This window comes from Pedobacter sp. AC212 (assembly GCF_979258625.1).
In genome coordinates this window covers 2752751-2766677 of record NZ_OZ409870.1, presented here as the reverse complement: position 1 = coordinate 2766677, position 13927 = coordinate 2752751, and the positions used below count along the sequence as shown (strand labels likewise).

General features: G+C 38.6%; 11 protein-coding genes, 1 tRNA gene, 1 other RNA gene and 1 pseudogene. 11 read left to right on the top strand and 3 right to left on the bottom strand.

All coding sequences use genetic code 11. The features are described 5' to 3' along the window. Nucleotides 1-163: 163 nt before the first annotated feature. The 9 genes and pseudogenes from ACZZZC_RS12020 to ACZZZC_RS11980 all read left to right on the top strand — a co-directional run bounded on the left by ACZZZC_RS12020 (nucleotide 164) and on the right by ACZZZC_RS11980 (nucleotide 5421). Complete coding sequence (locus ACZZZC_RS12020; protein WP_463486262.1) at nucleotides 164-559, top strand: MerC domain-containing protein; 396 nt, start codon at nucleotides 164-166, stop codon at nucleotides 557-559. Nucleotides 560-630: 71 nt separating this feature from the next. Continuing rightward, on the top strand, nucleotides 631-780 hold the full coding sequence (locus tag ACZZZC_RS12015) for a hypothetical protein (protein WP_463486261.1): 150 nt from the start codon (nucleotides 631-633) through the stop codon (nucleotides 778-780). A 2-nt stretch (nucleotides 781-782) separates the two neighbouring features. Further along, a complete protein-coding gene (locus ACZZZC_RS12010) occupies nucleotides 783-1409 on the top strand; it encodes an ABC transporter ATP-binding protein (protein ID WP_463486260.1) in 627 nt (208 codons plus the stop codon). After that, the gene (locus ACZZZC_RS12005; protein ID WP_463486259.1) at nucleotides 1409-2611 is read left to right on the top strand and encodes an ABC transporter permease; all 1203 of its coding nucleotides are present in this window, start codon (nucleotides 1409-1411) and stop codon (nucleotides 2609-2611) included. The genes ACZZZC_RS12010 and ACZZZC_RS12005 overlap by 1 nt, the downstream gene beginning before the upstream one ends. Next, nucleotides 2611-3051: a hypothetical protein gene (locus ACZZZC_RS12000; protein WP_463486258.1), complete on the top strand. Its 441-nt coding sequence runs from the start codon at nucleotides 2611-2613 to the stop codon at nucleotides 3049-3051. The genes ACZZZC_RS12005 and ACZZZC_RS12000 overlap by 1 nt, the downstream gene beginning before the upstream one ends. Then, complete coding sequence (locus tag ACZZZC_RS11995; RefSeq protein ID WP_463486257.1) at nucleotides 3048-3497, top strand: hypothetical protein; 450 nt, start codon at nucleotides 3048-3050, stop codon at nucleotides 3495-3497. The genes ACZZZC_RS12000 and ACZZZC_RS11995 overlap by 4 nt, the downstream gene beginning before the upstream one ends. Before the next feature lie 10 nt (nucleotides 3498-3507). Then, nucleotides 3508-3945 (top strand): Fur family transcriptional regulator, encoded by a 438-nt coding sequence (locus tag ACZZZC_RS11990; RefSeq protein ID WP_463486256.1) that lies wholly within the window; start codon nucleotides 3508-3510, stop codon nucleotides 3943-3945. A 108-nt stretch (nucleotides 3946-4053) separates the two neighbouring features. Continuing rightward, nucleotides 4054-4127, top strand: a tRNA-Arg gene (locus tag ACZZZC_RS11985). Between the two features lie 91 nt (nucleotides 4128-4218). Then, a pseudogene (locus ACZZZC_RS11980) lies at nucleotides 4219-5421 on the top strand (DUF763 domain-containing protein). 477 nt (nucleotides 5422-5898) lie between these two features. Here ACZZZC_RS11980 and ACZZZC_RS11975 read toward each other — a convergent pair. Both ACZZZC_RS11975 and gltB read right to left on the bottom strand, forming a co-directional pair. Beyond that, nucleotides 5899-7365 carry a glutamate synthase subunit beta gene (locus ACZZZC_RS11975; RefSeq protein WP_463486153.1) on the bottom strand — a complete coding sequence of 489 codons (1467 nt, stop codon included), beginning with the start codon at nucleotides 7363-7365 and terminating at the stop codon, nucleotides 5899-5901. A 3-nt stretch (nucleotides 7366-7368) separates the two neighbouring features. Continuing rightward, a complete protein-coding gene (gltB, locus tag ACZZZC_RS11970) occupies nucleotides 7369-11868 on the bottom strand; it encodes a glutamate synthase large subunit (RefSeq protein WP_463486152.1) in 4500 nt (1499 codons plus the stop codon). Between the two features lie 459 nt (nucleotides 11869-12327). Here gltB and ffs point away from each other — a divergent pair. Together ffs and fsa are read left to right on the top strand one after the other, a co-directional pair. Beyond that, nucleotides 12328-12427, top strand: an RNA gene (gene ffs, locus ACZZZC_RS11965) — signal recognition particle sRNA small type. Nucleotides 12428-12513: 86 nt separating this feature from the next. Next, nucleotides 12514-13173, top strand: coding sequence for a fructose-6-phosphate aldolase (gene fsa / locus ACZZZC_RS11960; protein ID WP_265801112.1), 660 nt, complete (start codon nucleotides 12514-12516; stop codon nucleotides 13171-13173). 157 nt (nucleotides 13174-13330) lie between these two features. Here fsa and ACZZZC_RS11955 read toward each other — a convergent pair whose 3' ends face one another. Next, nucleotides 13331-13846, bottom strand: coding sequence for a D-glycero-alpha-D-manno-heptose-1,7-bisphosphate 7-phosphatase (locus ACZZZC_RS11955; protein WP_463486151.1), 516 nt, complete (start codon nucleotides 13844-13846; stop codon nucleotides 13331-13333). Nucleotides 13847-13927 lie beyond the last annotated feature (81 nt).

The following is a 13927-nucleotide window of genomic DNA, read 5'->3' as shown; positions in this document are numbered from 1 at the left end:
ATATTATCTAAATATATTTTTAGACAAATCTAAATTTATTTTTAAATATATCAAATAATAAATTTTGACAAACGAACGTCGAAGCAATTATCATGAAAATGCAATTTAGTTGCAAAGAACAACAAATGCAACTTAATTGCTTTTATATTTGACTGGTAAACTTATGATGATGAAAAATTTTAAAACGATAAATCTTGATAAACTGGGTATAACAGCTTCTACTGCCTGCGCTATTCATTGTGCACTTCTGCCATTTGTATTTACGCTTCTACCCTTGTGGGGATTAGAGTTTTTAGCCACTCCAGCATTAGAAATTTCGATGATTCTTCTTTCCCTATTTATTGGCGTATGGGCTTTAAGCACATCCTATCGAAAAGTTCATCATAACCTCTATCCGATGGTAATTTTAGCACTCGGTTTTGGCGCCATACTTTTGGGGCATTTTTTAGGTATCGAAATATTAGAACCCATTTTAATTCCGCTTGGCGGATTTACAATTGCTGGAGCACATTTCTTCAACCTAAAACTGGCAAAAAGCTGTAAGCACATCCATCAATAAAACAATCAATTATATTTTAACTATCCTATTTAAACAATTTACCTACTAGAAAAGGATTATATATTTGTACCATGCAAAGAAAAATTAAACTACTTTTTGTTGCTGCACTTTCTTTCATTTGCACCCTAAACCCTGCTTGCAAGCACGGCACCGATAATGCACAAGAACTTTATCGCCGCTACGCAATCAAAAACATTCAGGTAATAAAAAAATCAAAATAAATATGATTAGTATTCAATCGCTAACCCATAACTACCATAACGGTCCGACTCTAAAATTTCCAGATTGGGAAATACTTAATGAAGAACAGTGGTTGTTATTAGGTGCATCGGGAAGTGGGAAAAGCACTTTGTTAAATATCATTTCAGGTTTATTGAAACCAGAAAATGGCAAAGTAAAATTAAACGAGACTGATATTTACAGCTTATCTCAAAAAGAAATGGATCGTTTCAGAGGACAAAATATCGGCATTGTATTTCAAAAACCTCACTTAATTAAAAGCTTAAATATATTCGACAATGTGGCCCTGGCTTCCTCTTTGGCGGGAGTAAAAGTTAATAAATCAAGAGTAATGGATCTGCTTTCATCTTTGGGTTTAGCAGATAAAACAAAAAATTATCCTGAAGAATTAAGTCAAGGCCAACTACAAAGAGTTTCCATCGCACGGGCATTGGTAAACAAACCCGCTTTGTTGATTGCTGATGAACCAACATCTAGTTTAGATGATGAAAATGCTGATAATGTACTTAAAATTTTGACTCAACAGGCAGCAGAAAATCACGCTTCGCTGGTTATTGCCACACACGATAAAAGAGTAAAAGATAAACTTAACAAGGAATATTTATTGTAATGAACATATTAAGGCTAAGTACAAAAAACCTATTAAGGAATAAGCTCACCACGTTTCTAAATATTATATTGGTGGCATTTGGTGTAGCCATTTTATCTATCCTTTTTTTGGCATCTACACAAATTGGAAATAAGCTGGAGCAAAATGCCAAAGACATCGATTTAGTCGTCGGCGCTAAAGGAAGTCCGCTTCAGTTAATTTTAAGTAGCATTTACCATATCGATTTCCCAACCGGCAATATTCCGTTAAAAGATGCAACCGAACTGATGCAAAACCCAATGGTTAAACGAGCGGTTCCTTTGGCTTTGGGAGATAACTTTCAAGGACATAGAATTGTGGGTACTGATTCGGGATTTGTTAGTTTATATGGTTTAAAATTGGCTGCAGGGAAGTTTTGGTCGAGAGATTTAGAAGCGACAATCGGTAGCGGTGTGGCGGCAGAAGCGCATTTAAAAGTGGGTGATAAATTCTTCGGCGCACATGGTTTAAGTGATGCAAGCGACGAACACAAACACCATGCATATACTGTGACAGGAATTCTGCAAGCGCAGGGAAATGTTACGGATAACTTAATATTAACCAATATTGGAAGCGTTTATAAAATGCATGAGCCCAATCATGATGAACACGAAGCGCCTGAAAAAGCTGAAATTAACAATAAGGAAATTACCTCCATCCTTATTCAATACAGGTCGCCAATGTCGGTTGTCATTTTTCCCAGAATGGTAAATCAAAGCACCAATATGCAAGCTGCATCTCCTGCGATGGAAAGCGCAAGGTTGTTTTCGTTAATTGGTGTGGGTATAGAAACTTTAAAATGGTTCGCTGTATTGATCATGGCAATATCAGCCTTGAGCGTTTTTATCAGTTTATACAACGCAATGAAAGAGAAAAAATACGACCTCGCTGTTATGCGTTCTTTGGGTGCCTCCAAATCAAAATTATTTTTCTTGGTGATGCTAGAAGGTCTGCTAATTACGGTAAGTGGTGCCCTTTTAGGATTGTTTATCGGACACTTGGCATTACACATGATTGGCCATTATCAAGAATCATCGCAAGCCAGATTAACAGGATTATACTTTGTAACTGACGAACTTTACCTTATTATTGCCGGTTTAATTATTGGCGTCGTTGCTTCTATATTGCCAGCCATCCAAACATATCGAGTTGATATTGCCCGTACACTTTCAAAAGAGAAATAATGAAAAAAATAGTAATCATCACCTTCTTATTAATCTCGATGCTTGAATTAAAAGCACAAGTAAAAGTGCATAAAGATATGCGTACCAAAAATTGGAACTTGATTGGGATGAGGTATGAAAAGCAGGTTGAGCCCTTAAAGTGGGCAAGTATTTTCCCTCCAGAACTGATGGCACTCAACAACAAAATCATAGAATTGCCCGGTTATATCTATCCAACCAAAGTGGGATCTAAGTTTTCAGAATTTCTTTTATCAATTGTTCCGATAGAGTCATGCCCATTTTGTGGAACGGGCGATATTCCATCAATGATAGAAGTTAAAATGGCCACCCCGCTCCCATTTACGGAGAAGCCCATTAAAATACAAGGTAAATTTGTAATCAATAATTCTGGAGATAACCGATCAGAATTCTTTTTGTTGGGTGCAAAACTGCTAAAATGAGAAATGGATTAATCATTCTGATGTTTCTGATAGTTCAAATAGCATCAGCCCAAACTAAAAAACACAACAACAACGATCAGTTAAGATCATTGAATTGGGATGTAATTGGAACGGTGAAATTCGAACTAACGGAGAAAAACGAGTTACTGCCTATTTATGGTGAAAACATCACCAGATTTAAAAACAATACGTTTGATTTGCAAGGATATTTAATTCCCATAAAAAATAGCCAGAAGCATCAAAAATTTTTACTGGCAACTTTACCCATAAATCAATGTTATTTTTGTGGACAGAACGGTGTTCCTATAATGGTGATGATACAAATGGAAAATGCTATTGCATTTACAGACAAACCCATTCGGGTTAAAGGCATTTTAAAATTAACTAATGATAATGCCACTTACCAACCACCGGTTTCTGTTGTAAATGCGAAGTTGATTATTTAAAAATAAGGTTATGAATACTATTGAAGCGCAAGCCTACGAGGATTTATTGTTGAAAAATGGTTTGAAAAGAACTGGCGCTCGATTACAAGTGCTGGATGTGCTTACTCATCGAAATTCGGCCACATCTCAACCCTACCTGGAGAATGTAATTGGAAAGGATATCGATCGGGTTACCTTATACCGGATTTTGAAAACTTTTGAAGAAAAGGGGATTATACATCGGGTATTAGATAAACAGGGAACGGCTAATTATGCCATTTGTTCCAGTTCATGTACAGAAAATCACCATCATGATGAACACGTTCATTTCAATTGCAATAACTGTTTAAGGGTTTATTGCCTTGATGATGTTAAAATCCCATCATTGAAAATAGAGAAAGGGTTCAAAATTGAGGATATGAACCTGATTGTTTCGGGCATTTGTAAAGATTGTAATCAAGCTAATTAATTAGTTTTTAAAGCTTTAAAAGCGACCTAAAAAAATCAACAGAAATAATTAAAATATATTTTTGCTTATTAGATAGAACTTCTATATTTGCAACTCGTTACAAAACGGGCCTCGGTAGCTCAGCTGGATAGAGCGTCGGTTTTCTAAACCGAGGGTCAGGGGTTCGAGTCCCTTCCGGGGTACAATTCAAACCTTCAACTTTAAAGAGTTGAAGGTTTTTTTATTTACCAGCCATCTAACTTCAATTCATTTTTTTTACTAATTTTGTTAGCATTGAAAAGATCAGGAAGTGCAGATTTACCTTTACATTACGGCCAGGTACCACCTTGGTTGGCGCAACGCATGGCTAAACTTGGCTTGGCAATAACGGAATCTATTTTGATGGAGTATGGAAAAGCTGAAGTAATTCGAAGACTGAGCAATCCATTTTGGTTTCAAAGTCTGGGTGCGGTGATGGGAATGGATTGGCATTCGTCAGGCATCACCACATCTGTAATGGGCGCTTTAAAGAAAGCAATTAACCCACTCTCCAAAGAATTAGGCATTTACATCTGTGGTGGAAAAGGCAAGTTCAGTCGAGAAACGCCAAATGAACTGCTAAGAATTGCAGATCAAACAGGTCTTAATGGAACGGAGTTGGTTAGAGCCAGTAAATTGAGTGCCAAAGTAGATAATACGGCGATTCAAGATGGCTTTCAATTGTACCTACACAGCTTTATTTTAAGCAACGATGGCGATTGGGCAGTCGTGCAGCAAGGCATGAGTGATGAAAGCTCAACTGCTCGGCGTTATCATTGGCATTCTGAAAACCTCACATCATTTGTTGACGAACCGCACACCGGAATTTGCGGTATCAATCAAGGGCAGATTCTCAACTTAACTTCGAGCCAGGCAAATATTACCAGGCAAACGATGATGGAGATTACTGAAGAATCTCCAGTGAAAATGATTTCAGAGATTCAAAAGTTAGTCATGCCGAAACATCACGATGTAAAAGCAAAAGACATTGATTTAAAAAGATTAGGCAGTATTTTATGGCTGGCACAAGAAAAGCAACCAGCAGATTTTGAAGAATTACTTTTATTGGAAGGAATGGGGCCACGAACCTTGCGATCATTAGCTTTGGTAGGCGAGGTAATTTATGGTACCCCGTCACGTTTTTCCGATCCTGCAAGGTATTCATTTGCTCACGGAGGAAAAGATGGTCATCCCTTCCCTGTTCCCGTAAATGTATATGATGAAACCATCAGCGTACTTCAAAATGCAGTTGAAAAAGCTAAAATCGGAAATACAGATAAACAACAAGCTATTAAATCTTTGCATCAAATCGCTCGGAACGCTTAAGCAGATTTCGTCCCGAATATGGATTTCGACAAAGTAATTGCAAAAGAAAGAGCTGAAAGCTGGAAATATGGAGGAAGAACTATTTTTGGAAAAGAGAAACCACCCAAGAATGACCAGCTAAGGTTGTTTTGACAGATGCTGAAAAAATGCCGGAGTCAATAAACATAATGATAGAGATGCTGGAATGAATTACCATTGACGTTTTTAACTTTCCGTCATTGCCTGCGGTAGGCAGGCGATCCCTATTTTATTGGGAGAAGCAATCTCATTTGTTGTATTATTTTATTGAAGGAGATTGCTTCGTGCCTCGCAATGACGACCGTTTTAACGTCATTTATATTGATTATGAAATAAATCACCTCTCAGCATGACGAAATTTCGATGTCCATTCCGTGAATTCAGTGTTTCCGTGGCAAAAAACTAGCTTCTGTTAATATTCGATAATCCATAAAAGAAGGTCGCTGCTTTCAACACCACCTAAACTTGATGACAACTTAAGAGATTGCCACAGCCAAAAGAGAAATTGACCTCTCAAAGACGACCCTGTCAACAAAAAAGGTCGTGGCTTGCACCACGACCCTAAAAATATAAAAATTAAAAACCTGTTAACTAAGCATAAGCTACAGCATCTCTCGATGCCAGTTTTGTAGTTCCCATCAAGTATTCGTCTACTTTACGAGCGGCTTCTCTCCCTTCGGAGATTGCCCAAACTACTAAGGATTGTCCCCTGCGAACATCACCAGCTGCGAAGATCTTCGCAATGTTAGTTTGATAAGTATGTTCTGAAGCTTTTACATTCCCTCTATTATCCAATTCGATACCAAGCTTTTCGAGTAAACCTTCTTTTTGTGGATGCAAGAAACCCATGGCCAAGAAAACCAATTCACATGGTAAATCTCTTTCTGTACCAGCCAATTCTTTAAATGAAACGGGACGTCCAACAGCATCAATTTCCCACTCTACATCTACTACCTTTAATGCTTTCAAATTTCCGTTTTCGTCAGCAATAAAATTTTTAGTATTAACCGACCAAGCTCTTTGAGCACCTTCTTCATGAGAAGAAGTGTTTTTCAAAAGCATTGGGTAATTTGGCCAAGGCATATTTTCTGTGCGTGTTTGCGGCGGCATTGGCATAATTTCAAATTGGGTCACCGATTTAGCGCCATGGCGATTCGAGGTTCCGATACAGTCGGAGCCTGTGTCTCCACCACCAATCACAATTACATTTTTACCATTAGCCAAAATATCTTCAGCAATAATTTCTCTGTTTGCAACACGTTTGTTTTGCTGCTTTAAGAAATCCATGGCAAAGTGAACCCCTTTTGCCTCACGACCAGGAATTGTCAGATCACGAGGAATGGTTGAACCTCCAGCCAGCACTACAGCATTGAAATCTCTTAAGAGTGTACTGATTTCTACGTTCACACCTACATTGGCATTTGTTCTAAAGATTATTCCTTCTTCTTTCATCAAATCAATGCGGCGATCCACCACATTTTTCTGTAGTTTAAAATCCGGAATACCATATCTTAATAAACCACCAGGTGCATCATCACGTTCGAAAACCGTAACTTCATGCCCAACCTTATTCAGCTGAGCAGCAGCGGCTAATCCTGCTGGACCTGAACCGATAACGGCAACTTTTTTACCTGTTCTGATTAATGGCGCTTTTGCTTTGATAAAACCTTTGTCAAAAGCAATCTCTATAATATGCTTTTCAATTTCTTCAATAGAAACTGGCGGACGATTGATACCTAACACACATGCAGATTCGCATGGTGCCGGACAAATTCGACCAGTGAATTCAGGGAAATTGTTAGTGCTTAATAAAATTTCCGCTGCCTGCTCCCATTTACCTTGATAAACGGCATCGTTAAATTCTGGAATCACATTACCCAATGGGCAACCTGATTGACAAAACGGAACGCCACAATCCATACAACGGGCAGCTTGATTGTTTAATTCTTGTGCGGGTAATTCATTTAAAAATTCCCCATAATGTTTTACACGAGTTTTAGCCTCTTCTCTTGTGGGCGCAACTCTATCGTATTCTTGAAATCCTGTTACTTTTCCCATGGCTTAGTGTGTTTTTACTTGTTGATTACGTTTTGCTAAAACTGCTTTGTATTCCTTAGGAAATACCTTTACAAAATGATTGGATTGTGTTTTCCAATCGCTTAAGATAAATTCTGCTACTTTACTATCAGTCAAACGGATATGCGTTTTAAGTAAAGCGAGAATTCTTTGTTCATCTTCAGTTTGTAATGGATCGAGATCAACCATTTCTTTATTGCATTTACGAGCAAAAGTTCCTTTGGCATCATACACCCAAGCCACGCCTCCGCTCATTCCTGCTGCAAAATTACTTCCGGTATCACCAAGAATCAGCACTTCACCACCGGTCATGTATTCACAACCGTGATCTCCAACGCCTTCTACTACTGCGGTTGCACCCGAGTTACGAACTGCGAAACGCTCACCAGCTTTACCACGGGCGAATAACTCACCAGAAGTTGCTCCATAAAGCGCTACGTTACCAATGATAATATTTTGCTCTGGAATGAAAGTTGAATTTGAAAAAGGATAAATGGCTAAACGAGCACCAGATAAACCTTTACCCACATAGTCATTTGCTTCACCTTCTAAAGATAACGTAACTCCACGGGTATTAAATGCACCGAAACTTTGTCCTGCCGAACCTACAAACTTGAAGTTGATGGTATCGGGCGGCAGACCTGCACCCAAATGCACTTTAGAAATCTCGTTAGATAACATAGTTCCTAATGAACGATCTGTATTTTTCACGTTAAAGCTCGCAAAAACAGGCTCATTATTGGTAATTGCAGGTTGTGCAGCTGCGATTAATTGATGATCTAAAACGTGTGTCAAGCCATGATCCTGCTCTTCCGTATTAAATAAAGGCAATCCGTTATCTTCCGCTTTAAAAAGAATTGCAGAAAGATCCAGATACTTTAATTTCCAATCTTCTTCTGGTAATTCCCTAACCTTTAAAATATCGGCTTGTCCAATCATTTCATGAATGGTTCTGAAACCAAGTTCAGCCATAATCTCACGTAATTCTTCAGCGAGAAAATGGAAAAGATTCACTACGTGAGCTGCATCACCACTAAATAATTTTCTTAGTTCAGGGTCTTGTGTCGCCACACCAACCGGGCAAGTATTTAAATGGCATTTACGCATCATGATACAACCAGCAGTAACCAAGGCAGCGGTAGCTACTCCCCATTCTTCAGCACCTAACAAAGCTGCAATAGCAATATCTCTACCCGTCTTTAGTTGTCCATCCGTTTGCAGAACGATGCGGTTACGTAATCTGTTTTTAACCAAAGTCTGGTGCGCTTCTGCTAAACCAAGTTCCCAAGGTAAGCCAGCATGTTGAATAGAAGTTAATGGCGATGCACCTGTACCCCCATCAAAACCTGAAACCAGAATAACATCAGCATGTGCTTTAGCTACTCCTGCAGCAATGGTTCCAACTCCAGCCTTAGATACCAATTTTACATTGATTCTGGCAGCACGATTGGCATTTTTCAAATCATAAATCAGCTGTGCTAAATCTTCGATTGAATAAATATCGTGATGCGGAGGCGGAGAAATCAAGCCTACGCCTGGTGTAGAGTGGCGCACTTTTGCAATCCAATCATCCACTTTATGACCAGGTAACTGACCACCTTCACCAGGTTTTGCACCTTGAGCCATCTTAATCTGTAACTCATCAGCATTGGTTAAGTAGTAACTGGTTACGCCAAAACGAGCGGATGCAACCTGCTTAATCGCCGAACGCATGCTATCACCATTTTCCATTTTGGTGTAGCGCATTTCATCCTCACCACCCTCACCAGTATTGCTTTTACCACCAATGCGGTTCATCGCAATAGCTAAAGTAGAGTGTGCCTCGTGGGAAATTGAACCAAATGACATTGCTCCAGTTGCAAATCTTTTTAAGATTGCCTCGGTAGACTCTACTTCATTTAATGGAACCGATGGTCGGGTATAATTAAAATCAAACAACCCACGTATGGTATAAGCTTGTTGAGTTTGCTCATTTACCAACTTTGAATATTGCTTGAAAATGTTGTAATCATTCTTACGTGTCGCGTTTTGCAACAAGTGTATAGTTTGCGGGTTAAACAAATGTGCCTCACCCCTGCGACGGAATTTGTAAGTTCCTCCTGCCGGCAATAAATTCTCCGTTTGTGTTGCTGGTCCGAAACTGCGGTGATGTTTAATCAAAGTTTCCTTTGCTATTTCGTCCAATCCTAAACCACCAATACGAGAAACTGCTCCAGTGAAATAAGTGTTTACTACTTGTTTATTCAGACCTAGAATTTCGAAAATTTGCGCACCTTGGTAAGACTGCAAGGTAGAGATCCCCATTTTAGAGAAAATCTTAAGCAAGCCACTGTTTACCGCGTAGATGTAATTTTTTGTTAATTGCTCTGCTGATAAACCAGATTCTTCTTGAAATCCATTGATTGTTTCCAAGGCCAGATATGGATTTATAGCTGTAACGCCGAAACCTAATAAGGTAGCAAAATGATGAACTTCCCAAATATCTCCACCCTCAATTACAATACCTACAGCGCCACGATAGCCTTTACGAATTAAGTGGTGATGTACAGCCGAAACAGCCAATAATGATGGCATTGCAGCATGTTCCGAATCGATCGCCCTATCCGTTAACACAATCACCTGGAAACCATCTTCTACGGCATCAACAGCATAACGGCATAAGCGATCTAAAGCTTTCGCCATTGCACCTGGTTTCCCGTCGGCCCTAAAATAGGTTTGCAATGTTTTTGCTTGAAAAACCCCGGTATCAATACTTCTTAATTTCTCTAACTCTTGATTAGTTAAAATTGGATGCTTGATGGCCACACAATGTGATTGCAAAGGATTTTCTTCTAACAAGTTACCATTGCTGCCCATGAAGCTAGCTAAACTCATAACCACTTTTTCCCGGATCGGATCGATTGGAGGATTAGTTACTTGTGCAAAAAGTTGCTTAAAGTAGTTTGATAAATGTTGCGGACGTTTTGATAAAATGGCAAGTGGCGTATCTGTTCCCATTGAACCGATTGGCTCCTTAGCCTCAACAGCCATTGGTTTCAACAACAAATCAATGTCTTCTCTGCTGTAACCAAAAACCTGCTGATATTTAAAGATAGATTCTTCAGATAGTCCCGTAAACATTACACGTGGTTCAGGCAACTCTTCTAAACGAATTTGATATTGGTTAATCCAGTCAGCATATGGACTTTTACTACAAACCTGAGTTTTAATTTCTTCATCACTGATAATTCGTCCCTGTTCCATATCAACAACAAACATTTTACCAGGTGTTAAACGACCTTTTTCAATAATTGTGCTCTGGTCGATTGCTAAAGCACCCGCTTCAGAACCCATTATTACACGATCATCAGAAGTGATGGCATAACGCGATGGACGTAAACCATTGCGATCCAACGTAGCGCCAATTAACTTGCCATCGGTAAATGCAATTGCAGCCGGTCCATCCCAAGGCTCCATTAAAGTAGCATGGAATTCGTAAAATGCTCGTTTTACGGGATCCATATCTTCATTGCCATCCCAAGCTTCAGGAACTAACATCATTAATACATGAGGCAAAGTTCTTCCAGCATGAAGCAATAACTCAATAACGTTATCTAAACAACCTGAATCTGAGTTCGTTTCATCGATAACCGGCAACAACATATCTAGTTCTTCTGGTGTAAAATAGGCAGACGCAAAAGATTTTACCCCAGCCCTAAACCAGTTTAAGTTTCCTTGTAACGTATTGATCTCTCCATTGTGCGCTATAAAGCGAAATGGCTGAGCTAATCTCCATGATGGAAACGTATTGGTCGCAAAACGTGAGTGAACTAAGCCTAAGGCAGAAACCACACGTTTGTCGCTTAAATCATTAAAATAGGTACGAACCTGCAAAGAAGTAAGCTGACCTTTATAAATGATCGTTTGCGCAGAAAGGGAAACGATATAAAAATCTTTACCACCATGAACCGTGTTTACGATTAGCTTAATGAGGTAGTTTTTAAAAATGTAAAGCTTGCGCTCAAAATCAGCACCGGGATTAACTGTGTACGGACGACCGATAAAGACCTGTTCAATTTCAGGTTCCACAGAAAGCGCCATGTTACCGATATCAGTAGTATCTACATCAACCTTTCTAAATCCTAAAATCTCCAGACCAAGCTTTTCTGCAGCACGGTAAATAAGTTCACGGCACTCTTCTCTTGATCTGATATCCTTTGGCATAAATAACTGACCCACACCGTAATTATTGGTTTCTGGTAAGCTAAAGCCAGCTTTTAAACATTCATCATAAAAAAATTCGTGGGGAATTTGAATCATTATACCGGCACCATCGCCTGTATTTGGTTCTGCTCCACATGCCCCTCTATGATCTAGATTTTCTAAAATAGTAAGTGCATCGGAGATGATTTGATGCGATTTTCGCCCTTTCACATGTGCAACGAACCCAATACCGCAGGCATCGTGTTCAAATTGCGCATCGTACAATCCACTGTTTGGTTCCATTCTTTGCTCGTTAGTTGTTAGTGTATAGGAAACACTAAGATACAAAAAACGAATTTTAAATTACAGAGTTGTTATGCTTTTTAGGATTATTTTAGTTTAAAAGCAAATATCGACATATTATTTGCAAAATAATTAATTTTAAAAGTAATTATTTACGGATTTCATAATTCGATTTTTTCTCGAAATAATAGCTTTTGTCAGGCCTTATCAAACAAAAACGATTTAGCAAATAAAATCATATATGAAAATAACGTTTATTAATAAATTTCGAGTGTCACTGACCCTTACTAATTAATTATCGTGTTTAAGTGACTTCATCAGCTGCATTTATATAGATGCATTGCGCAACAGTGGTCATCACTTAATTTTATTTTGGTATGAATCAGTTAGATAGCCTAAATGACTAAAAATTTAAAAAAATGCATTTTGCAAAACAACATCTTTTTCTACCTTTGTGGCGGGCAAGTCTTTTACGACCAGCTCCCTTTGAACTCCCCCAGGATGGGAACATAGCAAGGGTAGAAGGTTGTAGCGGTGCGATAGAAGGTGCTTGCCCTTTTTTTTCTTTTCCCTTAATCCCCTGAAGGGGGAATTAAATTCTTCAGGGTTCAATTTTGAAACTCAAATACTTAAGAATTTATAACCATGAAATTTTTTATTGACACAGCAAATCTTGATCAAATCAAGGAAGCACATGATTTAGGCATTTTAGATGGCGTGACCACTAACCCAAGCTTAATGGCGAAGGAAGGTATCACTGGCGAAGAAAATGTAATTAACCACTACAAAGCCATTTGCGATATCGTTGAAGATAATGTAAGTGCAGAAGTGATCTCGACCACCTTTGATGAAATCGTTAAAGAAGGTGAAGCACTTGCTGCTTTAAACCCAAAAATAGTTGTTAAAGTTCCGATGATTAAAGATGGTGTTAAAGCCATCAAATATTTCTCATCAAAAGGGATTAAAACAAATTGTACTTTAATATTCTCTGCCGGACAGGCTTTATTAGCTGCTAAAGCTGGCGCAACTTATGTTTCTCCATTTTTAGGTCGTTTGGATGATATTTCTAGCGATGGATTAGTATTGATTGAAGACATCAGAACAATTTTTGATAACTACGGTTACGAAACTCAAATCTTGGCAGCATCAATCCGCGGACCGTTGCATATTGTTAACTGTGCTAAATTAGGCGCAGACGTAATTACAGCTCCATTGGCTGCGATTGTTGGTTTGCTAAAACACCCATTAACTGATAGCGGTTTAGCTACTTTCTTAGCAGATCACGCTAAGGCAGCAGGTAAATAAGCTTTGAGTCTTCAGTCGAGAGTCTGGAGTCTAAAAAAAGTCCTAAGCATTGAGTTTAACTCTTACTTAGGACTTTTTTATTTTTAAAGATATTAAATGAATAAGGGAAGTATGAGTCTTTTTCGGCTTCAGCGCTTAGCATACGCCGATCTCAAAACTAAAAACTTCCAACTTTAAACTCAAAACTCAAAACTTCCTTCACTTTCTCGTAACTAATCTGCTCGTCGGGCTCAATCAGAATACCTTTCACTCCTGCCCCATTTGCAGCCTCAACATCTCTTGGCTTATCCCCAATCATTACCGATTGAGCAGGATCGATATCATACATCTCAATAGCATCGAGAATCATTCCAGAGGCAGGTTTGCGACATTTACACTCCCCGCCAACAGTTGGATGGTGTGGACAATAGTAAAAACCAGCAATATCAGCGCCTTTTGCTACAAAAGCATTTCTCAACATTTGATGCATAATTGCCAGCTCTTGCTCGCTATACCTTTTTAACGCAATGCCGCCTTGATTTGTAATTACAATAAGCAGAAAACCTTCATCATATAATTTCTTCAGTACGGGAATTTGATACTCCAGGATCTTAAAATCTTCAACTCGACAGATGTAATCATAAATTTCGTGATTTAAAACGCCATCACGGTCTAGAAAAATAGCTTTATTCATTTAAATTCGGGATTGGAGACTCCAGCTTAACTGAATTATCTCTAGTAAAAATTGATTTGCTAAAATATATAAAATATAATA

Excerpts from the sequence above, each read along its gene's own strand:
- ACZZZC_RS12010 (WP_463486260.1), top strand. The coding sequence starts at position 783 with ATGATTAGTATTCAATCGCTAACCCATAACTACCATAACGGTCCGACT.
- ACZZZC_RS11990 (WP_463486256.1), top strand. The coding sequence starts at position 3,508 with ATGAATACTATTGAAGCGCAAGCCTACGAGGATTTATTGTTGAAAAAT.
- fsa (WP_265801112.1), top strand. The coding sequence starts at position 12,514 with ATGAAATTTTTTATTGACACAGCAAATCTTGATCAAATCAAGGAAGCA.
- ACZZZC_RS12000 (WP_463486258.1), top strand. The coding sequence starts at position 2,611 with ATGAAAAAAATAGTAATCATCACCTTCTTATTAATCTCGATGCTTGAA.
- ACZZZC_RS12020 (WP_463486262.1), top strand. The coding sequence starts at position 164 with ATGATGATGAAAAATTTTAAAACGATAAATCTTGATAAACTGGGTATA.
- ACZZZC_RS11955 (WP_463486151.1), bottom strand. The coding sequence starts at position 13,846 with ATGAATAAAGCTATTTTTCTAGACCGTGATGGCGTTTTAAATCACGAA.
- ACZZZC_RS11995 (WP_463486257.1), top strand. The coding sequence starts at position 3,048 with ATGAGAAATGGATTAATCATTCTGATGTTTCTGATAGTTCAAATAGCA.
- ACZZZC_RS12015 (WP_463486261.1), top strand. The coding sequence starts at position 631 with ATGCAAAGAAAAATTAAACTACTTTTTGTTGCTGCACTTTCTTTCATT.
- gltB (WP_463486152.1), bottom strand. The coding sequence starts at position 11,868 with ATGGAACCAAACAGTGGATTGTACGATGCGCAATTTGAACACGATGCC.
- ACZZZC_RS11975 (WP_463486153.1), bottom strand. The coding sequence starts at position 7,365 with ATGGGAAAAGTAACAGGATTTCAAGAATACGATAGAGTTGCGCCCACA.
- ACZZZC_RS12005 (WP_463486259.1), top strand. The coding sequence starts at position 1,409 with ATGAACATATTAAGGCTAAGTACAAAAAACCTATTAAGGAATAAGCTC.